Origin of the sequence: Streptosporangium nondiastaticum (assembly GCF_003011965.1) — a bacterium.
Lineage (GTDB): Bacteria > Actinomycetota > Actinomycetes > Streptomycetales > Streptomycetaceae > Streptomyces > Streptomyces nondiastaticus.
Window position 1 is genome coordinate 1 of sequence record NZ_PXWG01000127.1, and the last position, 19,854, is coordinate 19,854.

Annotated in this window: 20 protein-coding genes; 19 read left to right on the forward strand and 1 reads right to left on the reverse strand. The window is 74.3% G+C overall.

The annotated features are described in order from the left end of the window. The 16 genes from B7P34_RS28805 to B7P34_RS28875 form a co-directional block, all read left to right on the forward strand. Positions 1 to 1,031 (forward strand): acyl-CoA carboxylase subunit beta (locus B7P34_RS28805; protein ID WP_286157521.1); only part of this gene is annotated, 1,031 nt, incomplete at its 5' end. A 14-nt stretch (positions 1,032 to 1,045) separates the two neighbouring features. After that, positions 1,046 to 1,273 (forward strand): acyl-CoA carboxylase epsilon subunit, encoded by a 228-nt coding sequence (locus B7P34_RS28810; RefSeq protein ID WP_106681126.1) that lies wholly within the window; start codon positions 1,046 to 1,048, stop codon positions 1,271 to 1,273. A 36-nt stretch (positions 1,274 to 1,309) separates the two neighbouring features. After that, positions 1,310 to 2,173 (forward strand): NmrA family NAD(P)-binding protein, encoded by an 864-nt coding sequence (locus B7P34_RS28815; RefSeq protein WP_106681127.1) that lies wholly within the window; start codon positions 1,310 to 1,312, stop codon positions 2,171 to 2,173. Positions 2,174 to 2,240: 67 nt separating this feature from the next. Next, the gene (locus B7P34_RS38940) at positions 2,241 to 2,957 is read left to right on the forward strand and encodes an antibiotic biosynthesis monooxygenase (protein WP_106681128.1); all 717 of its coding nucleotides are present in this window, start codon (positions 2,241 to 2,243) and stop codon (positions 2,955 to 2,957) included. Next, positions 2,954 to 3,733: a class I SAM-dependent methyltransferase gene (locus B7P34_RS28825; RefSeq protein WP_106681129.1), complete on the forward strand. Its 780-nt coding sequence runs from the start codon at positions 2,954 to 2,956 to the stop codon at positions 3,731 to 3,733. The genes B7P34_RS38940 and B7P34_RS28825 overlap by 4 nt, the downstream gene beginning before the upstream one ends. Before the next feature lie 138 nt (positions 3,734 to 3,871). Continuing rightward, a complete protein-coding gene (locus B7P34_RS28830) occupies positions 3,872 to 5,089 on the forward strand; it encodes an MFS transporter (RefSeq protein WP_106681130.1) in 1,218 nt (405 codons plus the stop codon). 63 nt (positions 5,090 to 5,152) lie between these two features. Next, positions 5,153 to 5,662 (forward strand): nuclear transport factor 2 family protein, encoded by a 510-nt coding sequence (locus B7P34_RS28835; protein ID WP_106681131.1) that lies wholly within the window; start codon positions 5,153 to 5,155, stop codon positions 5,660 to 5,662. A 108-nt stretch (positions 5,663 to 5,770) separates the two neighbouring features. After that, on the forward strand, positions 5,771 to 6,406 hold the full coding sequence (locus B7P34_RS28840) for a DsbA family oxidoreductase (RefSeq protein WP_106681132.1): 636 nt from the start codon (positions 5,771 to 5,773) through the stop codon (positions 6,404 to 6,406). A 98-nt stretch (positions 6,407 to 6,504) separates the two neighbouring features. Then, on the forward strand, positions 6,505 to 7,089 hold the full coding sequence (locus tag B7P34_RS28845; protein WP_106681133.1) for an NADPH-dependent FMN reductase: 585 nt from the start codon (positions 6,505 to 6,507) through the stop codon (positions 7,087 to 7,089). 176 nt (positions 7,090 to 7,265) lie between these two features. After that, positions 7,266 to 7,394, forward strand: a complete 129-nt coding sequence (locus B7P34_RS39505) for a hypothetical protein (protein ID WP_286157522.1) — start codon at positions 7,266 to 7,268, stop codon at positions 7,392 to 7,394. A 118-nt stretch (positions 7,395 to 7,512) separates the two neighbouring features. Next, the gene (locus B7P34_RS28850) at positions 7,513 to 8,460 is read left to right on the forward strand and encodes an alpha/beta hydrolase (protein ID WP_106681134.1); all 948 of its coding nucleotides are present in this window, start codon (positions 7,513 to 7,515) and stop codon (positions 8,458 to 8,460) included. A gap of 13 nt (positions 8,461 to 8,473) precedes the next feature. Next, positions 8,474 to 9,097 (forward strand): carbonic anhydrase, encoded by a 624-nt coding sequence (locus tag B7P34_RS28855; protein ID WP_106681135.1) that lies wholly within the window; start codon positions 8,474 to 8,476, stop codon positions 9,095 to 9,097. 120 nt (positions 9,098 to 9,217) lie between these two features. Next, positions 9,218 to 10,204 (forward strand): 5-deoxy-glucuronate isomerase, encoded by a 987-nt coding sequence (gene iolB / locus B7P34_RS28860; protein WP_106681136.1) that lies wholly within the window; start codon positions 9,218 to 9,220, stop codon positions 10,202 to 10,204. Next, the gene (iolD, locus tag B7P34_RS28865; RefSeq protein ID WP_106681137.1) at positions 10,201 to 12,087 is read left to right on the forward strand and encodes a 3D-(3,5/4)-trihydroxycyclohexane-1,2-dione acylhydrolase (decyclizing); all 1,887 of its coding nucleotides are present in this window, start codon (positions 10,201 to 10,203) and stop codon (positions 12,085 to 12,087) included. The genes iolB and iolD overlap by 4 nt, the downstream gene beginning before the upstream one ends. Before the next feature lie 19 nt (positions 12,088 to 12,106). After that, positions 12,107 to 13,600, forward strand: a complete 1,494-nt coding sequence (locus B7P34_RS28870) for a CoA-acylating methylmalonate-semialdehyde dehydrogenase (RefSeq protein ID WP_106681138.1) — start codon at positions 12,107 to 12,109, stop codon at positions 13,598 to 13,600. A 70-nt stretch (positions 13,601 to 13,670) separates the two neighbouring features. Continuing rightward, a complete protein-coding gene (locus B7P34_RS28875) occupies positions 13,671 to 15,767 on the forward strand; it encodes an FUSC family protein (RefSeq protein ID WP_106681139.1) in 2,097 nt (698 codons plus the stop codon). Between the two features lie 338 nt (positions 15,768 to 16,105). Here B7P34_RS28875 and B7P34_RS28880 read toward each other — a convergent pair whose 3' ends face one another. After that, positions 16,106 to 16,705 carry a TetR/AcrR family transcriptional regulator gene (locus B7P34_RS28880; protein ID WP_106681142.1) on the reverse strand — a complete coding sequence of 200 codons (600 nt, stop codon included), beginning with the start codon at positions 16,703 to 16,705 and terminating at the stop codon, positions 16,106 to 16,108. 94 nt (positions 16,706 to 16,799) lie between these two features. Here B7P34_RS28880 and B7P34_RS28885 point away from each other — a divergent pair, with 94 nt between their 5' ends. From B7P34_RS28885 to B7P34_RS28895, 3 genes are all read left to right on the forward strand, one after another. Beyond that, positions 16,800 to 17,330: a PH domain-containing protein gene (locus B7P34_RS28885; protein WP_106681140.1), complete on the forward strand. Its 531-nt coding sequence runs from the start codon at positions 16,800 to 16,802 to the stop codon at positions 17,328 to 17,330. Continuing rightward, on the forward strand, positions 17,327 to 18,844 hold the full coding sequence (locus B7P34_RS28890) for a PH domain-containing protein (RefSeq protein WP_106681141.1): 1,518 nt from the start codon (positions 17,327 to 17,329) through the stop codon (positions 18,842 to 18,844). Before B7P34_RS28885 ends, B7P34_RS28890 begins: the two co-directional genes overlap by 4 nt. A 129-nt stretch (positions 18,845 to 18,973) precedes the next feature. Beyond that, a partial coding sequence (locus B7P34_RS28895; protein ID WP_146166961.1) for an RNA polymerase sigma factor occupies positions 18,974 to 19,854 on the forward strand: 881 nt, incomplete at its 3' end.

Here is a 19,854-nt window from a genome sequence, read left to right on the forward strand (position 1 = left end):
CGTACTCGCCGGCGCTGACGGACTTCGTGTTCATGGTCCGCGAGACCTCGCAGATGTTCATCACCGGCCCCGACGTCGTCCGCGCCGTCACCGGCGAGGAGATCACCCAGAACGGCCTCGGCGGCGCCGACGTCCACTCCGCCACCTCGGGCGTCTCCCACTTCGCCTACGACGACGAGGAGACCTGCCTGGAGGAAGTGCGCTACCTGCTCTCCCTCCTGCCCTCCAACAACCGCGAACTGCCCCCCTCCGCCCCCTGCGCGGACCCGGCGGACCGGAGCACCGACTCCCTCCTCGACCTCGTCCCCGACGACCCCGGCCGCAGCTACGACATCCGGGCCGTCATCGAGGAGATCGTCGACGACGGCGAGTACTTCGAGGTGCACCCGGCCTGGGCCACCAACATCGTGTGCGCCCTGAGCCGCATCGACGGCGGCGTCGTCGGCATCGTCGCCAACCAGCCCGCCTCGTACGCCGGCGTCCTGGACATCGAGTCCAGTGAAAAGGCCGCCCGCTTCGTGCAGTTCTGCGACGCCTTCAACATCCCGCTCGTCACCCTCGTCGACGTCCCCGGCTTCCTCCCCGGCGTCGACCAGGAGCACAACGGCATCATCCGCCGCGGCGCCAAGCTCCTCTACGCGTACTGCAACGCCACCGTCCCGCGGATCTCCCTGGTCCTGCGCAAGGCCTACGGCGGCGCCTACATCGTCATGGACTCCCGCTCCATCGGCGCCGACCTCGCCCTCGCCTGGCCCAGCAACGAGATCGCCGTCATGGGCGCCGAGGGCGCGGCCAACGTCATCTTCCGCCGCGAGATCAACGCCTCCGACGACCCCGAGGCCGTGCGCCAGCAGAAGATCAAGGAGTACAAGGCGGAGCTCATGCACCCCTACTACGCCGCCGAACGCGGCCTGGTGGACGACGTGATCGACCCGCGCGAGACCCGCAGGATCCTCGCCCGCTCCCTGGCCATGCTCCGCGAGAAGCACGCCGACCTGCCCACCCGCAAGCACGGCAACCCGCCCCAGTGACGAAAGGAGCCCCGGTGACCACCGAGCTCTTCCTGCGCGTCGAGAAGGGCGAGGCGGGCCCCGAGGAACTGGCCGCCCTGACGGCCGTCCTCCTCGCCCGCACCGCCGCCGGCGCCGACCCCGACGACCTGTCCCGCCACCACCGCGCCACCGCCCGCTGGACCCGCCCCGAACGCACCCCGCGCACCCCGGGGCCGCGCAGCTGGAGCGCCGCCCCGGCCCGCCCCGCCGCCGACCGCTGACCCCACCGCTCACCCCACCGGGAAAGGGAACCCACCATGACCTCCCAGAACGTCGTTCTGGTCACCTGCGCCACCGGCAACCTCGGCCCGCACGTCGTGCGCCGCCTCCAGGAGCGGGGCGCCACCGTCCGCGCGCTCGTGCTCGAAGGGGACCCGGGCGTCGCCAAGCTCCCCGAGGGCGTGGAGCTCTTCCACGGCGACCTCGCCGACCCCGCCAGCCTGGACGCGGCCCTGGACGGCGTCGACGGCGTCTTCTGGATGTGGCCGTTCTTCACGCTCCCGGTGGACACCGCCCCGGCCGTCCTGAAGAAGATCGAGGCACAGGCCCGGCGCATCGTCCTGGTCTCGTCCGTGGGCGTCCACATCGGCCTGGAGCGGGTCGACAACAACTGCCACGCCTACCTCGAGGAGCTCATCGAGGAGACCGGGCTCGACTGGACCTTCCTGCGCACCACCGGCTTCATGGCCAACGCCCTCGGCTTCGCCGGGCAGATCCGCGGCGACGGCGTCGTGCGCTTCCCGTACGGGGCCGCGACCCGCACCTCCGTCCACGAGGCCGACCTCGCGGCCGTCGGCGTGGAGGCCCTCCTCACCGACGGGCACGCGGGGAAGAAGTATCTGGTCACCGGCCCCGAGGCGCTGAGCCAGGAGGAGCAGGTGCACATCATCGGCGAGGCGCTCGGCCGCACGCTGGGCTGGCAGGACGTCGAGCACGAGGCCGCCCGCAGCGCGATGGTGGACAGCGGCTGGCCGCCCTCGTACGCGGACGGCGCGCTGGACTACTTCGCCGTGCTCACCAAGGAGAACGAGGTCGGCTCCACGGTCGTCGAGGACGTGACGGGCCGGCCCGCCCGCACCTTCCGGCAGTGGGTCGACGAGCACGTCGAGGCCTTCCGCTGAGCCGCGGGCGGCGGCGACCGCCGCCGCACCGGCCCGCACCACCCTTCGAGACCGACGGAGTTACACCATGACAGCAGTCGGCGCTTCCGCGCCCGAGGTCGGCTGGGTCACCTTCGGCACCCTGAAGGCGGACTCCCCCCGGACGGCCGCCGCCCTCGTCGAGAGCATCACCCGCGAGGTCACCGCGTGGGTGCGGCACACCCCCGGCTTCGTCTCCGCGCGGACCCACCTCAGCGTCGACGGCACCACCGTCGTCAACCGGGGCCAGTGGGAGAGCGAGACGCTCTACCGGGAGTTCTTCCAGGAGAACCCGGCCGCGGCCGTGCTGCGCTCCCTGGCCGACCACCCGGGCGTGCTGGAGGCGACGGTGTTCGCGGGCACCGAGGCCCCCGGCCTGCAGGGCCCGGAGGCGGGCGCGGAGCCGGGCATGGTCGCCGTCGCCACCCGCCACCTGGCCGGCGGCGACTCGGCCGCGGCGCTGATGGAGCTGCTGGCGGACAGCGGCGAGTGGAAACGCTCCTTCCCCGGCTTCATCTCCGCCACGCCCCACTTCAGCAAGGACGGCACGGCCTTCGTCAACTACCCGATGTGGGTGAGCGAGGTCGCCTACCGCTCCTGGATGGCCGATCCCCGCATCGGCGAAGGACAGGCCGAGATCGCCCGCCTGGAGGTCGCGCCGCCGCAGTACCTCGTGTGCACCGTCGCCTCCCACATCGACGCCTCGCCCGCCGGCTCCACGGACACCGCAGAGACCGCAGACACAGCGAACAGGACCACCTCATGACCAAGCCTTCCGGCTCCCCGGCGGACGACCGCGCGGTCGAGCACGCCCTCAACGCCCTCTGGGAGCAGATCTACGACCCCCAGACCACCGCCATCATCGAGAAGCTGCCCGTCCAGCGGGATTGGCGCTGCCTGGACGTCGGCTGCGGGGCCGGCTCCATGGCGGCCTGGCTGGCCGGGCGCGCCGACCGGGGCACCGTGCTCGCCGTCGACACCGACACCGAGCAGTTCGCCGCCGAGCGGCCCGCCAACCTGACCGTGCGGAACCTCGACATCGCCGAGGCGGACTTCGCGCCCGGCTCGTTCGACCTCATCCTGGGCCGGGCCGTGTTCGAGCACCTGGCGGACCCCGCCGCGGCGCTGGAGCGGGCCGTGAGCTGGCTGGCCCCGGGCGGCTGGATCCTCCTGGAGGACTTCTACTTCCTGCCCAGCGAGCACGCGCCGACCGCGGCCGGCCGGGCCCTGGTCGACGCCTACCTGCAGGGCTGGAAGGCCAAGGGCGCCGACATGCACTGGGGCCGCAGGCTGCCCTCGACCCTCGCGCGCGCCGGGCTGACCTCCATCGGCCTGCACGTCACCCCGCTCGGCCCGGGCCAGCACGCCGCCGACAACGACCTGATGCGCCTGCGGATGAAGCTGCAGGGGCCCGGGCTCGTCGAGAACGGCCTGGTCTCGGCCGAGGACCTGGCCGCGTTCGTCGCGGGGCTGGACGACCCGGCGGCGCGGGACGTGACGACGCTGGAGTTCTCCGTCTGGGGCCGCCGTCCTGAGGCGTAGGACCACCCGGCCCGGAGGGCCCCGTCCGCGTCCGCCACCCTTGGGCGCGGCGGTACCGGCACCGCGGCACCCGGGGGACGAACACGGCCGGCGGCCGGAAAGCACCACATCTGTACCGAGGTTTCGAGGAGAAACTGAATGAGTATCACCACCCAGCAGTCGTCCGGGACGCCTGCACCGACCCGGCCGGGAGGGGCGGGGCAGGCGGCCACGCTCGTCCTGGTGGGCACGCTGACCATCATGGCGGGGGCGACGGTCGCCCCGGCCATCCCCGGGATCCGCGAGGCGTTCGCCGGCACCGCCCACGTGGACCTGCTGGCCAGGATGATCACCACGACGCACGCGCTGGCGATCGTGCTGTTCGCCCCGCTGGCCGGTGGCGTGGTCGAGCGCATGGGCAAGAAGAACGCCCTGATCACGGGCATGCTGGCGTTCGGCGTCGGCGGCAGCTCCGGCGCCTACCTGCCCGACCTGGTGAGCATTCTGGCCGGCCGGGCCGTGCTCGGCGTCGGCGTCTCCCTGATCATGACGAGCAGCGTCGCCCTGGTGGCCGACCTCTACGAGGGCAGCGAGCGGCAGCGCCTCCTCGGCCGGCAGACCGCCGCCGGCGCCTTCGGCGGCGTCGTCCTGCTGCTCGGCGGCGGGCTGCTGGCCGGCCTGGACTGGCACGTGGTCTTCCTGCTCTACCTGCTGGGCATGGTGCTGGTGGTCCCCGCGCTGCTGTTCCTCCCCAAGCGCGTCCCCGCCGTCGCGGTCGCCCCGGGGCAGGACGCCGCCGCGCCCGCCCGGAAGCGCGGCATACCCGGCCCGGTGCTGGCGGCGCTGGGCGCGATGATGCTGGGTCAGGTGGCCTTCTACTCCGTCCCCGTCCAGGTGCCCTTCCTGGTGGAGGACCACTTCGGCAGCAGCTCGGTGGTGTCCGGCGCCATCATCGCCGTGCAGACGTTCTGCACCGGCATGGTCGCGCTGCGGTTCGCGTTCATCCGGCGGCTCGCGGGGGAGTACACCCTGGTCGCCCTCTCCTTCCTGGCGATCGCCCTGGGCTACACCGTCCTCTTCCTGGCCCCGAACGTGGCGGTGCTCGTCGCCGGCATGTTCTTCATGGCGGCGGGCCTCGGCTCGCTGATGCCCAACCTCAACAACTGGGTGCTGTCGGACGCGCCGCCGGAGTCCAGGGCCCGCTACGCCGGGTTCCTGACCACGGCGCTGTTCCTCGGCCAGTTCATCTCCCCGCTGATCACCCAGCCGATCGTCGACGCCCTGGGGATCCAGCCGACCTTCGCGGTCATCGCCGCCGGTGCCGCGGTGGTCTCGGGCGCCTACTACCTCGGCGGCCGCCGCGCCGCCAAGGGCTGACCGCCCGCCGGGAGGCGGCCGCACGGCCGGCCGCCTCCCGGCCCTTCGACAGAGCAGGAGAACATGACTTCCCCCGAATCCGCCCTCGCCCGCGAGGTCGCGGCGCTCCGCGCCGAACTGCGCTCCCTGGCCGACCGCGTGGAGATCAGGGAACTCTTCGACCGCTACGTCGCCGCCCTCGACACCGTCGACGAGGAGTCCTACGACGACGCGTGGTTCCGCACGGTCTTCACCGACGACGTCCGCCTCGTCTTCCCCGTCGGCGACCACCGGGGGGTTACGGGCCTGTGCGCGTTCCAGCGCACCGCCAAGGCCCGCTGGGCGCGCACCCACCACATCGGCGCCAACTGCGTCGTGGACGTGACGGGCGACCGGGCGGCGGTCAGGTCGCACCAGCTGGCGACGCACTCCCACCGCGACGACCCCCGGACGACGGAACACCTCTCCGTCGGCGGCCACTACACCGCCGAGGCCGTCCGCACGGACGCCGGCTGGCGGTTCAGCAGGATGGAATTCCACCCGGTGTGGCTCGCGGGACCGCGCCATCCGTCCCTGGCCCACCTCGGAATCTGACGGCCCCGGCGGCCGCCCGGTGTGAGAAACATCCGGGCATTGGCAATTCCTTGTCAACTCCCCTTTCGCGGCTTGAGCGGTGTGCGCCGCGCACCCGATGATCGACGCATGGCCACGCACCGAACTGCTCGCCGGCGCGTCGAGCTCATACTCGACCTGACCTGCGTCCATTCCTATCTGGGATTCCACCGCTTCCAGGCCGCGGTACGGCGCTACCGGGCGGCCGGCGGCGAGGCGGACGTTGAGTTCCTGCCCTTCCAGGTGGCGCCCGACGCCCCGGCCGAAGGGGTGCCGCTGACCGAGATCCACCGGCGCGACTTCGGCGACCGGGCCGGGGAGCTCACCGCCCACATGGCGGCCGTGGGCGCCCGCGACGGCCTGGTGCTCGACTTCGGGCGCGCCGTCTACGTCAACACCTTCGAAGCGCACCGGCTGCTGGCCGGCGCCGCTGCCGAGGGACACGGCGAAGCCGTCGCGGAGCGGCTGTTCCGGGCGTACTTCAGCGAGGGAGCCGACCTCTCCGACCCGGCCACGCTCGCCCGGCTGGCGGCCGAGGCCGGACTGCCCGCGACGGCCGCCCCCGTGGCGGCCGAGGAACTGCGGGCCGAACTGGCCCGGGTGCGGGGGCTCGGCACGCACGCCGTACCGCACTTCGTCTTCGATGGAACGACGGCCTTCACCGGGGCCCGGAGCGAACAGGTCTATTTCAGCGCGCTGGAAGCGGGATCCGGCAGCGCGCGATAGCCCGGAATTCCGCGCTCCCGCACTGCCGCCCTTTCTCCGTTCCACCTTCCGCTTTCCCGTCCCTGTTTCTGTTGTTCCCTTCCACGAGGAGTAGATCCGTGTCCCAGACCCCCCTGAAGCTCGCCGTCATCCTGGCCAGCGTCCGCGAGAACCGATTCGGCCCGACCGTCGCGAACTGGTTCGTGAAGAAGGCCGAGGCGCACGGCGGCTTCGAGGTCGACCTCGTCGACCTGGCCGAGCACGAGCTGCCGTACGTGCTCTCGCACCAGCCCTCCGCCGAGGTCACCGAGAAGCTGTCGAAGGTGACGCCGCGCCTGGAGCAGGCCGACGCCTTCGTCGTGGTCACCCCGGAGTACAACCACAGCTTCCCGGCCTCGCTCAAGAGCCTGATCGACTGGCACTACACGCAGTGGCAGGCCAAGCCGGTCGGCCTCGTCTCCTACGGCGGCCTCTCCGGCGGCCTGCGCTCCGCCGAGCAGCTCCGCCCGATCTTCGGTGAGCTGCACGCGGTTCCCGTCCGCGAGCAGATCAGCTTCCACACCGCCTGGGAGCAGTTCGACGAGAACGGCGAGCCGAAGGACGAGGCGGGCACGTCCGTCGCCGCCAAGACCCAGCTGGACCAGCTCGTCTGGTGGGCCGAGGCCCTGCGCGAGGCCCGCGCCCGCAAGCCCTACGGCAAGTAGGCCACTGCCGCTCCGCGGCCCCGGTGAAGGGGGCCGCGGGACGGCAGCCCTCCGCCGTACTGACCGAACGGACTGAACCCCCGCAGACCGTTCCCCCGCCGGACGCGGCGGCCTCCCCCGGGCCGCCGCGTCCGGCCTTTTCGTCCCCTGCCGCCGTCACCCACCCGGAAGCACCCATGGCCACCACCACGGCGAGGAGCACCCGCACCGGCCTGCTGCGCGCCCGCGCCCGCAGAGCCCTCTTCGACGCCCTCGACGTTCTCGCACCGGTCACCCCGCACCGCCCGAAGGAGAACTGCGCATGAACGCCCGCCGCACCGACGCCGCGCCCGCACCGGAGGAGGCCCGCCCCCTCCCGTGGCTCGCGGGCGACGACGAGGACCCGGCCCACGAGCCCCACATCGTGCGCGGCCTGGACTGACCGTGAACCTCACCGACACCGCTCCCGGGGTCCGCGTCCGCGACATCGTCCTCGACGCCGACGGCATCCCCCTGTCCGGCCTGATCGCCCTGCCCGAGGCGCCCCCGCGCGCCACCGTCGTCGCCGTCCACGGCGGCGGCATGCGCGCCGGCTACTTCCACGGCCTCAGCCACTGCGGGCAGTCCCTGCTCAACCTCGCCGCGAGCCTGGGCTACGCCGTCCTCGCCGTGGACCGGCCCGGCTACGGCATGTCCGCGCCCAACTTCCCCAAGGGCGCCACGCTCTCCGAGCAGTCCCACGTCCTGCACACCGCCCTCGACTCGTACGCCCGCGAGCACGACACCGGCGCCGGAATCTTCCTGATGGCGCACTCGTACGGCGGCAAGCTCGCCCTGCACGCCGCCGCGGACCCGCGGGGCGCCGCCTTCCTCGGGCTGGACATCTCCGGCATCAGCCACCGCTACGCCGTCGACCCCGCCCGCCTCGACGACTTCCACGGCGTCAAGACCTGGCCCCTGCACTGGGGACGCCTGGGCCTCTACCCGCCGGGCACCTTCAGCGCCGCCAAGCCCCTGGTCACCCCGATGCCTCCGCGCGAGGCCCAGGAGGCGACCCGCTGGGCGCAGGCCTTCCCCGGTCTGGCCGCCCGCGTCCGGGTCCCCGTCCGCTTCACCTTCGCCGAGCACGAGGGCTGGTGGCACCACGACGAGGACACCATCGCCTCCATGCGGGCCCATCTGGCCTCGCCGCGGGTCGTCTTCGACCGGCAGCCGAACGCCGGGCACAACATCAGCCTGGGCTGGGCCGCCCGCACCTACCACCTGCGCGCCCTGGCCTTCGCCGAGGAGTGCCTCCTCGACCGCGAACTGACGCCCGGCGGCGCCGCTCCGGCCCGTACGACCGGCCCCGGCGACCTCCCCGGGACCGCCCGCATCCCCTCTCAGCGATAGGCAGGCGAACACCGTGCAGCCCCTCATCGAGCACGCCCGCTCCCTGCGCCTGCGCATCGACCGCGACGGCCGCCGCGCGGAGTTCGGCGCCCTGGCCGCGGGCCAGTCGCCCATGGCCCTCTTCGTCACCTGCTCCGACTCCCGCGTCATCCCCTCCCTGATCACCGGCGCCCGCCCCGGCGACCTGTTCGAACTGCGCACCGCCGGCAACGCCGTCCCGGCCTACAGCCACGTGCGGCCCGGCGGCGACGCGGCCACCATCGAGTACGCCGTCGACGTGCTGGGCGTGCCCGACATCGTCGTCTGCGGCCACTCCCACTGCGGGGCCGTCGGCGCCCGGACCCGCGGCGACGACCTGTCCGCGCTGCCCGCGGTCGACCACTGGCTCACCACCCAGCTGCCCGGCGACGCGGGCCACGAGCGCGCGGACACCGCCCGGCACGAGGCCGCCGACCCCGGGATGCACGCCGCCGGACAGCGCAACGTCCGGGCCCAGCTCGAACGGCTGCACACCTACCCGTGCGTCCGCCGCCGCCTGGGCGAGGGCACGCTGCGGCTGCACGGCTGGTTCTACGGCGTGGACAGCGGCCTCGTCCTCTCCCTGGACGGCGAACTCGACGCCTTCATGCCGCTGTGACGCACGGGTCCGTGCCGCGGTGAGCCACGGGCGACCCCTGTCGGCGCGTTGCTTGATCCCTTACCCTCCGGGGAACGGACGCAGCCGATCCGGTCCTGCCCGACCTGCGAGGAGGCCACCATGAGCCGACCAGCGGAGCCCCGCCCCCGGGAGGGGCACGGGCGGGGAGGGCCCTTCCCCGCCCGGCACCTCCCGGCCGGCACCGCCGCCGGCGCCCCGTACGACCTCGACATCCGCCCCGAGAACGCCGGCTGGGCGCACTCCTCCCTCAAAGTCCTCACTCTTGCCCCCGGCGGCACCCACACCTTCCCCGCCGGCGACAGCGAATGGATCGTCCTGCCGCTCGGCGGCGGGTGCACGGTCGCCACCGGCGGCCTGTCCTTCACCCTGCGCGGGCGCGACAGCGTCTTCGCCTCCACCACCGACTTCGCCTACGTCCCCCGCGGCACCACCGCCACCCTCACCTCGGCGGGCGGCGGCCGCTTCGCCCTCGCCGGGGCCCGCTGCGCGCGCGACCTGCCCGCCCGCTACGGCCCGGCCTCCGCCGTTCCCGTCGAACTGCGCGGCACCGGCACCTGCTCCCGTCAGGTCAACAACTTCGCGGCGGAAGGCGTCTTCGCGTGCGACAAGCTGATCGCCGTCGAAGTCCTCACCCCCGGCGGCAACTGGTCCTCCTACCCGCCCCACAAGCACGACGAGCACCACCCGGGCGAGGAGTCCGAGCTGGAGGAGATCTACTACTTCGAGATCGCGGACGGGCCCGGCGGCACCCCCGGCCTCGGCTACCAGCGCGTGACCCCCTCGCGCGACGAGGGCACCGACGTCCTCGCCGAGGTCCGCACGGGCGACGCCGTGCTCATCCCCGACGGCTGGCACGGCCCTTCCATCGCCGCGCCCGGCCACGACATGTACTACCTCAACGTCATGGCCGGCCCGGGCGCGGAGCGCGAGTGGCTCATCCGCGACCACCCCGACCACGCCTGGATCCGGGGCACCTGGCCGGGGCAGCCCGTCGACCCCCGGCTGCCGCTCCACGAGAGCCACCAGGGCCACCAGGGCCACGAAGGCCGAGAGAGCCGCCAGGGCCACGAGGGAGACGCCCGATGACCACCACCCGCCGCCTCACCACCGCCCAGGCCCTGATCGCCTTCCTCGCCCGCCAGCACACCGAGCGCGACGGCCGCCGGCAGCGCCTGATCGCCGCCTGCTGGGGCATCTTCGGCCACGGCAACGTCGCCGGCATCGGGCAGGCGCTGCTGGAGTCCGGCGACGCCATGCCGTACCACCAGGGGCGCAACGAACAGGCCATGGTCCACGCGGCCGTCGGCTGGGCCCGCCACCGCGACCGGCTCTCCGCCCACGCCGTCACCACCTCCATCGGCCCCGGCGCCACCAACCTCGTCACCGGCGCCGCCCTCGCCACGGTCAACCGCCTCCCCGTCCTGCTCCTCCCCGGCGACACCTTCGCCACGCGCCCCGCCGACCCCGTCCTGCAGCAGCTCGAACACCCCGGCGCGGGCGACGTGTCCGTCAACGACTGCCTGCGCCCGGTCTCCCGTTACTTCGACCGCATCACCCGGCCGGAGGCGCTCATCCCGGCCGCCCTGCAGGCCGTGCGGGTCCTCGCCGACCCCGTCGAGACCGGGGCCGTCACCCTCGCCCTCCCGCAGGACGTGCAGGCCGAGGCGTACGACTGGCCGGAGGAGTTCTTCGCCGAGCGCGTCTGGCACGTGCGCCGCCCCGCCCCCGACCCGGCCGAGCTGGCCGCGGCCGCCGGGGCCGTACGGGCCGCCCGCCGTCCCCTGCTGATCGCCGGCGGCGGCGTCCACCACAGCGAGGCCGAGGACGCGCTGCGCGCGCTCGCCGACGCGACCGGCATCCCCGTCGCCTCCACCCAGGCGGGCAAGGGCTCCTTGCACCACGCCCACCCCGCGGACGTCGGCGGCATCGGCCACACCGGCACCGCCGTGGCGGACGACCTGGCCCGCACGGCCGACCTCGTCATCGGCGCCGGCACCCGCTACAGCGACTTCACCACCGCCTCGCACACCCTCTTCGCCGACCCGGGTGTCCGCTTCGTCAACCTCAACATCGCCCCCTCCGACGCCCACAAGCTCGCCGCCCTGCCCCTCGTCGCGGACGCCCGCACCGGCCTGGAGGCGCTGACGGAAGCCCTGGCCGGCCACCGCGTCCCTGCCGCGTACGAGAAGGAGTACGCGGTCGGCAAGCAGGCCTGGGAGAAGGCCGTCACCCGGGCGTTCACCGCGCCGGACGAGACGGCGCGCCCCACCCAGGCGCAGGTCCTCGGCGCCCTCGACTCCGTCGTCGACGAGACGGACGTCGTCATCAACGCGGCCGGCTCCCTCCCCGGCGACCTGCACAAGCTCTGGCGCGCCCGCTCCCGCCGCCAGTACCACCTCGAATACGGCTACTCCTGCATGGGCTACGAGATCCCCGCCGCGATCGGCGTCGCCCTGGCCGAGCCCGGCCGCCCGGTGTGGGCCTTCGTCGGCGACGGCACGTACCTGATGATGCCGACCGAACTCGTCACCGCCGTGCAGGAGGGCGTCCCCATCAAGGTGGTGCTGGTCCAGAACCACGGCTACGCCTCGATCGGCAGCCTGTCCGAGGCCGTCGGCGGCGAGCGCCACGGCACCGCGTACCGCTTCCGCGCCGCCGACGGCACGTACACGGGCGACCCGCTCCCCGTGGACCTGGCCGCCAACGCCGCCTCGCTCGGGATGCACGTGCTGCGCGCCCGCACGGTCGGCGAGCTGCGCGCGGCGCTCGCCGAAGCGCGCGCCTGCGACCGCCCCACATGTGTCTACGTGGAGACCGAAACAGCCGACACAGTGCCGGGCGCGCCCCCTGCCCAGGCATGGTGGGATGTGCCTGTCGCCGAGGCCGCGACCCGCCCGGCGGCCCGCAGGGCCCGGGAGGAGTACGAGCGCGATCCGCGTGGTCTGCGTGCCCGCCGCCGCTATCTTTGACCGTAGGAGAGGCCGACCGATGAAGACCGTCAACCACTGGATCGACGGCAAGGCCGTCGAGGGCGCCTCCGGCACGTACGGGCCGGTCACCGACCCCGCGACGGGCGCGCGGACGACGCGGGTCGCGTTCGCCTCGGTGGAGGAGGTGGACGCCGCCGTCGCCGCGGCCAAGGCCGCCTACGCGACGTGGGGCACGTCCTCCCTGGCCACCCGCACCGCGATCCTCTTCCGCTACCGCGCGCTGCTCGACGCCCACCGCGCCGAGCTCGCCGAGCTGATCACCGCGGAGCACGGCAAGGTGCACGCCGACGCGCTCGGTGAGGTCGCCCGCGGCCTGGAGATCGTCGAGCTGGCGTGCGGCATCACCACGCAGCTCAAGGGCGAGCTGTCGACCCAGGTGTCCGGAGGCGTGGACGTCGCCGCGATCCGCCAGCCGCTCGGCGTCGTCGCGGGCATCACGCCCTTCAACTTCCCGGCGATGGTGCCGATGTGGATGTTCCCGCTGGCGATCGCCTGCGGCAACACCTTCGTGCTCAAGCCCAGCGAGAAGGACCCCTCGCCCGCGATCCTCCTCGCCCAGCTGGCCGCCGAGGCGGGGCTGCCCGAGGGCGTCCTCAACGTCGTCAACGGCGACAAGACGGCCGTCGACCGGCTGCTCACCCACCCGGATGTCGCCGCCGTCTCCTTCGTCGGCTCCACGCCCGTCGCCCGCCACATCCACCGGGTGGCCACCGAGCACGGCAAGCGCGTCCAGGCCCTCGGCGGCGCCAAGAACCACATGCTGGTGCTGCCCGACGCCGACCTCGACGCGGCCGCCGACGCCGCCGTCTCCGCCGCCTACGGCTCGGCCGGCGAGCGCTGCATGGCCGTCTCCGCGGTCGTCGCGGTGGGCTCGGCCGGCGACGAGCTGGTGGCGAAGATCCGCGAGCGCGCCGAGAAGATCAAGATCGGGCCGGGCGACGACCCGTCCTCCGAGATGGGCCCGCTCATCACCGCGGCCCACCGCGACAAGGTCGCCTCGTACGTGCACGGCGCCGCGGCCCAGGGCGCCGAGGTCGTCCTCGACGGCACGGGCTTCACCGTCGAGGGCTACGAGGAAGGGCACTGGATCGGGCTGTCCCTGCTCGACAAGGTGCCGGTCGACGCGGACGCCTACCGCGACGAGATCTTCGGCCCGGTGCTGTGCGTGCTGCGCGCGGAGTCCTACGAGGAGGGCCTGGCCCTCATCAACTCCTCGCCGTGGGGCAACGGCACGGCCGTCTTCACGCGGGACGGCGGCGCGGCCCGCCGCTTCCAGCTGGAGGTCGAGGCGGGCATGGTCGGCATCAACGTGCCCATCCCGGTGCCGGTCGGCTACCACTCCTTCGGCGGCTGGAAGGACTCCCTCTTCGGCGACCACCACATCTACGGGAACGATGGCGTCCACTTCTATACGCGCGGCAAGGTCGTCACCACCCGGTGGCCCGACCCGGCCGACAGCGGCGTGGACCTGGGCTTCCCCAGCCACCGCTGAGGCTTCCCCGGCCACCGCTGAGCCCGCCCCGCTGCGCGGAACGCACCGGTCCGGAACGTAAGCTCAGGCCATGACCTGGTCCAGCGCGCTGCGGAAAGCCGCCCGCGACGGGCTGACGATCGAGCGCACCAAGCTGACGCCCGTGGTCGCCGCCCGTGGTGCGCTCGGCGTGGCGATCGTCGTCGGGGTCACCCTCTGGCTGGGGACCCCGGCGCTCGCCGTGTCGTCCGCGTTCGGCGCGTTCTCCGCGGGCCTGGTGACGTTCCAGCGCAGCTGGCGGCCCCGGCCCGTGCTGGCGCTCGCCGTGGCGAGCGGCCTCGCCGTCAGCACGTTCCTGGGCTACCTGGCAGCCTTCGACCCCGTCGTCTTCGGCACCCTGCTGACGGTGTGGACGCTGCTCGCGGGCATGGCCTGGGCGGTCGGGCCGGTCTCCGGCCTGGTCGCCACCCAGACCATCGCCGTCATGCTCGTCACCGTCACCCTGCCGACGTCCGTCATGGGAGCGCTGCACCACGCCGGGCTGATCGCCGTCGGCGGGCTGGTGCAGGCGGCCCTCATCGTGCTGCTGCCCGTCCGCCCCTGGGGCGTCCAGCGGGACGCGCTCGCCGACGCGCTGGCCGCCGAGGCGGACTACGCGCGCAGGCTCCGGCACGACCCGCAGGCCCTCTTCGACCCGCAGCCCCTCATGGACGCCCGCGAGGCCGCCGAGCTGACGCCCCGCCAGGCCCGCAGCAGACCCCGCCAGCTCGGCGGGCCGCGCGGCGTCGCCGAACGGCTGCGGCCCGTCCTCGCCGCGCTCGCCGACCCCGTCCTCGGCGCCCCCGCCGAAGGCCCCGAGCGGGACCGCGCGCGGGACCTGCTGGGCGCGGCGGCGACCGTGCTGGACGCGGTCGCCCGCGCCATCCGGTGGGGCAAGCCCGTGAAACTCCCCGAAGAAGCCACCGCCGTCCTCACCGTGCCCGCCACCGGGCCGGTCCTCCACGGCGCCGCACGGCGCTCCGCCCTGCGCCTGATGGCGCTCCTCGGCGACGCGGTCGACGCCACCGACGAACCCGTGCGCCGCACCACGGCCCGCGGCGGGCACGAGCACCGGCACCTGCTGCGGCCCTCCGTACCGCGGCTCGTGCCCGTCGCGCTGCGCGCGCTGCGGCGCGAGGCGCGCTGGTCCTCGCCGGTCGGACGGCACGCCGTGCGGGTCGCCGCCGTGGTGCTCACCGGCTACGCCGCCGGCACCGCCCTGCCGTGGGGGCACGCCTACTGGGCGCCGATGACCTCCGTCATGGTCATGCGGCCCGACTTCGGGCAGACCTACTCGCGGGGCGTCGCCCGGTTCGCCGGGACGGTCGTCGGCGTGGCCGTCGCGGGCGCGCTCATGGCCTTCACCCACCCCGGGCCGTGGGTGTGCGCGGGGCTCGCGGTGCTGTGCGTCGGGCTCATGTACCTGCTGATGCGCACCGGCTACAGCGTCACCTCCGCCTGCATCGCCGCCTACGTCGTCTTCCTGCTCGGCATCGCGGGGGAGGGGTGGTCCCAGACCATCGAGGCGCGCGTCGCCCTCACCCTCCTCGGCGGACTCCTCGCCATGGCCGCGTACGCGCTCTTCCCCACCTGGGAGACGCCCCGCCTGCGTGACCGGCTCGCCGACTGGCTCACCGCCAACGGGCACTACGCGCTCGCCGTGCTCGGCGCGTTCGCCCGGCCGGAGGAGCGCAAGCAGCGGCGCGTGCGGGAGGCCCTCCTGGACGCCCGGGCCGCCCGTACGGCCTGGGAGGAGATGGCCGGCCGCGCCCTGACCGAGCCGGTCCGCCACCGCGGGCTCTCCCGCAGCTCCGAGCGGGCCGCGGAGGCGGCGCTGGCCACGCTGGGCCGCGCCACGATGCTGATGGAGGCTCACCTCCCGGACCGCGAGGCGGAGCCGTCGAAGGGCGCGGCGGCCTTCGCCGCGGCGCTGGAGGCCGCCCTGCCGGCGGCCGCCGAGGCGGTCCGCGACCGCCGCGCCCTCGACTGGACGGCCCCGCACGAGGCGCTCGCCGCGTGGCGCGCCGACGAGGGCGAGGAGGGCGTGGCCGTCCGCGGCTCGGAACTCCTCCTGGACGCCCTGGACGAACTGGCGACGTCCCTCTCCCCGGGCCCGGGCGGCCGCAACCGCGCTGCGCGCAGGCCGTAACCGCCCCGGGGTGCGGGGCGCCGCCTCGCACTGCCGCGCCGGGCGCCTTTCCTACGCCGCGACGGCGGAGGAGACGCGGGCGCGCCACCTGGCATTGCCCGGCCGGGCACTTCCTTCCGCCGCGACGGCGATCAGCCCCTACGGCGCATTCCGGCGGTGCCGAACGGCCCTGGCGCCCGGTGCGGCACCGCCGACCACCGCCGCGGTGGTTGCGCGCCGCTGCGGCGGGGGAGAGGTGGGCGCGCCACCTCACGCTGCCGTGCCGGGCACCTTCCTTCCGCCGCGACGGCGATCAGCTCCGCGGCGGAGGCCGGCGGTGCCGAACCGCCCCACCCCCGTCACGCAGTGAACAGCCGGTCCAAGTGGGCGTCCAGCAAGGACACCGCCTCCTCCGGGCCGCACGCTTCCAGCAGGACGTGCGTCGTCAGGCCGTCCGTCAGGGCGATCAGGAGCATCGCCTCCGCGTCCGGGGAGCGGTCCGCGGACACCTCGCCCCGCGCGATCCCCTCCCGCACCCGGTCCGCGAAGAACGCCCGCAGCGCGGGAACGCCCTCCTTCGCGTGCCCGCGCAGCCGTTCGTCGTGGAGGGCCCGTACGAAGTAGGCGATCTGGACGAGGTTCCCGGTGCGGCTCGCGTCGTCCAGGGGGAGCATCTCCATGACCGTCTCCCGCAGGACGTCCCGCGGGGACGGCGGCCCGGCGAGCCCGAGGAGGCGCGTGCGGATGCGCTGCTCCGCCAGCCCGCCCAAGTACTTGAGGGCGAAGACGAGCATCTCGTCCTTGCTGGAGAAGTAGTGCTGGAGCTGCCCCAGCGAGATCCCCGCCTCCGCCGCGACGTCCCGCAGGCTCGCCCCGTCCAGCCCCCGCGCGCACGCGATGCGCCACAGGGCCTCCGCGATCGCCCGGCGCCGCTCCTCGTGGTCCACGCGCTTGGGCACGTCCGCCACCTCACCTTTCCAAGTCGCTCGTATTGCTATAGCTTATTCTCAATACAATTGACTTGGAAAAGCGGGAGCGGGGAGCGACGCGGCCATGGCGCGACACGGACAGACGACGATCAGGCTCCGGCCGCCGCGCCACGGCGTGGCCCCCCGCGCCCGCCGCTGGTGGACCGTGCAGGCCTGGCTGACGGTCACCGGCCCGGCGCTGCTGACCGCCGCGACCCTCCTCGTCCTCTCCCTGCTCTTCTTCCCCGGCGCCCTCCCGTGGCTCGGCCCCCTGCTCCTGGGGGTCCTCGTCCTGCCCGCCGCCGGCTACGTCCTGGCGATGCCGCGCCTGCGCTGCCGCATCCACGCCTGGGAGGTCGGCGGGAGCGCGGTCTACGCGGCGGGCGGCTGGCTGCTGCACAAGCGGCGCATAGCCCCGCTCTCCCGCGTCCAGACCGTCGACACCGTGCGCGGCCCGCTGCAGCGCGCGTTCGGCCTCGCCACGGTCACCGTCACCACCGCCTCCACGGCCGGCGACGTCCGCATCACGGGCGTGTCGGACGAGGACGCGGAGCGGATAGCGGCCCGCATCACCGAGGCCGCCCGCCTCGCGCCCGGCGAGGGGGACGCCGCATGAGCGCCCTGACGACGGGCGGCCTCCGCGCGGGCGAGCAGCCGTGGCGCACGCTCGACCCCCGCACGATCGCCGTGCACTGCACCTGGATGGGCGCCCCCCTCGGCTCGCTGGCCCTCACCGCGCTCGCCACCGGCGGCCGGCTCGATGCCCGCGCGTGGATCACGCTCGCCGTGATCGGCGCCGTCTTCGCGGCCGTCACCACCGCCGGCGTCATCACCTGGCGCCGCACCCGCTACCGCGTCACCGCGGACGCCATCGAGCTCCGCACGGGCCTGTTCACCCGCAGCGTCCGCGCGATCCCCCTGCACCGCGTGCGCAACGTGGACATCACGGCGAACCTCGTGCAGCGCCTCCTCGGCCTCGCCGTGCTGCGCGCCGGCACGGGCGGCGGCGGGCAGGGCGGAGAGCTCTCCCTGGACGCCCTCGCCCGCCCCGAGGCCGTGCGCCTGCGCGCCGAGCTCCTGGCCCGCGCCGGCGCCGGCCGCACGGACGACCCCGTGCTCGCCACCGCCGACCTGCGCCGCCTGCGCTACGCACCGCTGACCTTCTGGGTCGTCGGCGGCGTCTTCGCCGCGGCGGGCGCCGTCTGGCGCGTCCTGGACGGGATCGGCGTCCAGCCGTGGCGCATCGGGTTCGTGCGCCGCGCCTTCGAGGACTTCGGCCACAGCGCGCTGTGGCTCACGATCCCGCTCGCCCTCCTCGCGGTCACTGCCCTCGGCTGCGTCGGCGCGGTCGCCCTGTACGCCGAGAACTGGTGGAACTACCGCCTGGAGTGGACCGACGCGGCCACTCTGCGCGTCCGCCACGGCCTGTTCACCACCCGGTCCGTGTCCATCGAGCGCGCCCGCCTGCGCGGCGTGGCCCTGCGCGAGCCGCTCCTGCTGCGGGCGGGCGGCGGCGCGAGCGTCCGGGCCGTCGCGGGCGGCCTCGGCGACAAGGAGGAGAACCGCAGCCGCAGCGTCGTCCTGCCGCCCGCCTCGCGCGGCGAGGCGCTGCGCGTGTGCGACGGCGTGCTGGGCGAGCCCTTCGCCCCGGACGGGCTGACGGCCCACCCGCGGGCCGCGCTCCGCCGGCGCGTCGTCCGGGCCTTCGCGTGGTGCGTGCTGCCGCCGGCCGCCGCGCTGGCCGTGCTGGGCGCGCTCCTCACGCCCGTCCTGCTGTACTGCGCGGCGGGCTGGCTGGTTCTGGCGGCACCGGTCGCGTACGGGCTGGCGCGCGACGCCTACCGAGGGCTCGGGCACGGCCTCCGGGGCCGCTTCCTCCTCGTGCGCTCGGGCACGTTCGGCCGGGAGACGGTCGCGCTGGACCGCTCGGCGGTGCTGGCGTGGACCTTCACCGACACCCCGTTCTCGCGCCGGGCGGGCCTCGTCACGGCGACCGCCGCCGTCGCCGCGGGGGAGGACGGATACCGCATCCGGGACATGCCTGCCGATACCGCCGCGGCCTTCGCGGAAACGGCCACTCCGGGCATGCTCACGGAATTCCTGGAGCGCGGCGAACACAGCCGCACATAAAAGGATTTGTCCGGTCCGCTTGAAGTTTTCCGGGCAGTTTTTGTTATCGTCGCGCCCCATCCGCATCTCCTATGTGTCGGACCGAACGGACCGACTCCCGAACGGAATGCCGGAGAAGGGTGGCGGAGCGTGAACAGTCAGAGCGTGGCCGTGGTCGAGGCGGCGCGAGCCGGGGACACGGCGGCACAGGACGAGCTCGTCACCGCCCACCTGCCGCTCGTCTACAACATCGTCGGCCGGGCCCTGGGCGGCCACGCCGACGTGGACGACGTGGTCCAGGAGACCATGCTCCGGGTCATCAACGGCCTGGGCGAGCTGCGGGACGCCGCCGCGTTCCGGTCCTGGCTCGTCGCCATCACCATGAACCAGATACGCAGCCACTGGCGGGAGCGCCCGGAGACTCCCGTCAGTGGCCTGCAGGAGGTCGCCGAGGTCCCCGACCCGGAAGCGGACTTCGTCGACATCACCATCGTCCGGCTCGGTCTGCAGGGGCAGCGCAAGGAGGTCGCCGAGGCCACGCGCTGGCTCGACGACGACGAGCAGACCGTGCTCTCCCTGTGGTGGCTGGAGGCCGCCGGCGAGCTCACGCGCGCCGAGGTCGCCACCGCCCTGGAGATGACGCCGCAGCACGCGGCCGTCCGCATCCAGCGCACCAAGGCCCAGCTCGACACCGCCCGCGGCGTCGTCCGGGCCCTCGCCGCGCACCCGCTCTGCCCGCAGCTCGGGGACGTCGTCGCCTCCTGGGACGGCGCTCCGTCCGCCCTGTGGCGCAAGCGCGTCGCCCGCCACGTGCGCGGCTGCGGCCGCTGCGCCGGCGCCCTGTCGGCCCTGGTCCCGGCCGAGGGGCTGCTCGTCGGCCTCGGCCTGGTGCCCGTCGGGGCGGCACTGCTGGGCTGGTGGCCCGGCGGCGCGATGCTGCGGACGCAGCAGGTGGCCCACACGTCCCCGGCCGCCTCCCCCTCCGCCTCTCCCGCCTCCTCCCACGCCGCCGGCGGCACCCGCGCCGGCCG

Excerpts from the sequence above, each read along its gene's own strand:
- B7P34_RS28870 (WP_106681138.1), top strand. The coding sequence starts at position 12,107 with ATGAAGACCGTCAACCACTGGATCGACGGCAAGGCCGTCGAGGGCGCC.
- B7P34_RS38940 (WP_106681128.1), top strand. The coding sequence starts at position 2,241 with ATGACAGCAGTCGGCGCTTCCGCGCCCGAGGTCGGCTGGGTCACCTTC.
- B7P34_RS28815 (WP_106681127.1), top strand. The coding sequence starts at position 1,310 with ATGACCTCCCAGAACGTCGTTCTGGTCACCTGCGCCACCGGCAACCTC.
- B7P34_RS28835 (WP_106681131.1), top strand. The coding sequence starts at position 5,153 with ATGACTTCCCCCGAATCCGCCCTCGCCCGCGAGGTCGCGGCGCTCCGC.
- B7P34_RS28830 (WP_106681130.1), top strand. The coding sequence starts at position 3,872 with ATGAGTATCACCACCCAGCAGTCGTCCGGGACGCCTGCACCGACCCGG.
- B7P34_RS28885 (WP_106681140.1), top strand. The coding sequence starts at position 16,800 with ATGGCGCGACACGGACAGACGACGATCAGGCTCCGGCCGCCGCGCCAC.
- B7P34_RS28840 (WP_106681132.1), top strand. The coding sequence starts at position 5,771 with ATGGCCACGCACCGAACTGCTCGCCGGCGCGTCGAGCTCATACTCGAC.
- B7P34_RS39505 (WP_286157522.1), top strand. The coding sequence starts at position 7,266 with ATGGCCACCACCACGGCGAGGAGCACCCGCACCGGCCTGCTGCGCGCC.
- B7P34_RS28875 (WP_106681139.1), top strand. The coding sequence starts at position 13,671 with ATGACCTGGTCCAGCGCGCTGCGGAAAGCCGCCCGCGACGGGCTGACG.
- iolD (WP_106681137.1), top strand. The coding sequence starts at position 10,201 with ATGACCACCACCCGCCGCCTCACCACCGCCCAGGCCCTGATCGCCTTC.
- B7P34_RS28825 (WP_106681129.1), top strand. The coding sequence starts at position 2,954 with ATGACCAAGCCTTCCGGCTCCCCGGCGGACGACCGCGCGGTCGAGCAC.
- iolB (WP_106681136.1), top strand. The coding sequence starts at position 9,218 with ATGAGCCGACCAGCGGAGCCCCGCCCCCGGGAGGGGCACGGGCGGGGA.
- B7P34_RS28890 (WP_106681141.1), top strand. The coding sequence starts at position 17,327 with ATGAGCGCCCTGACGACGGGCGGCCTCCGCGCGGGCGAGCAGCCGTGG.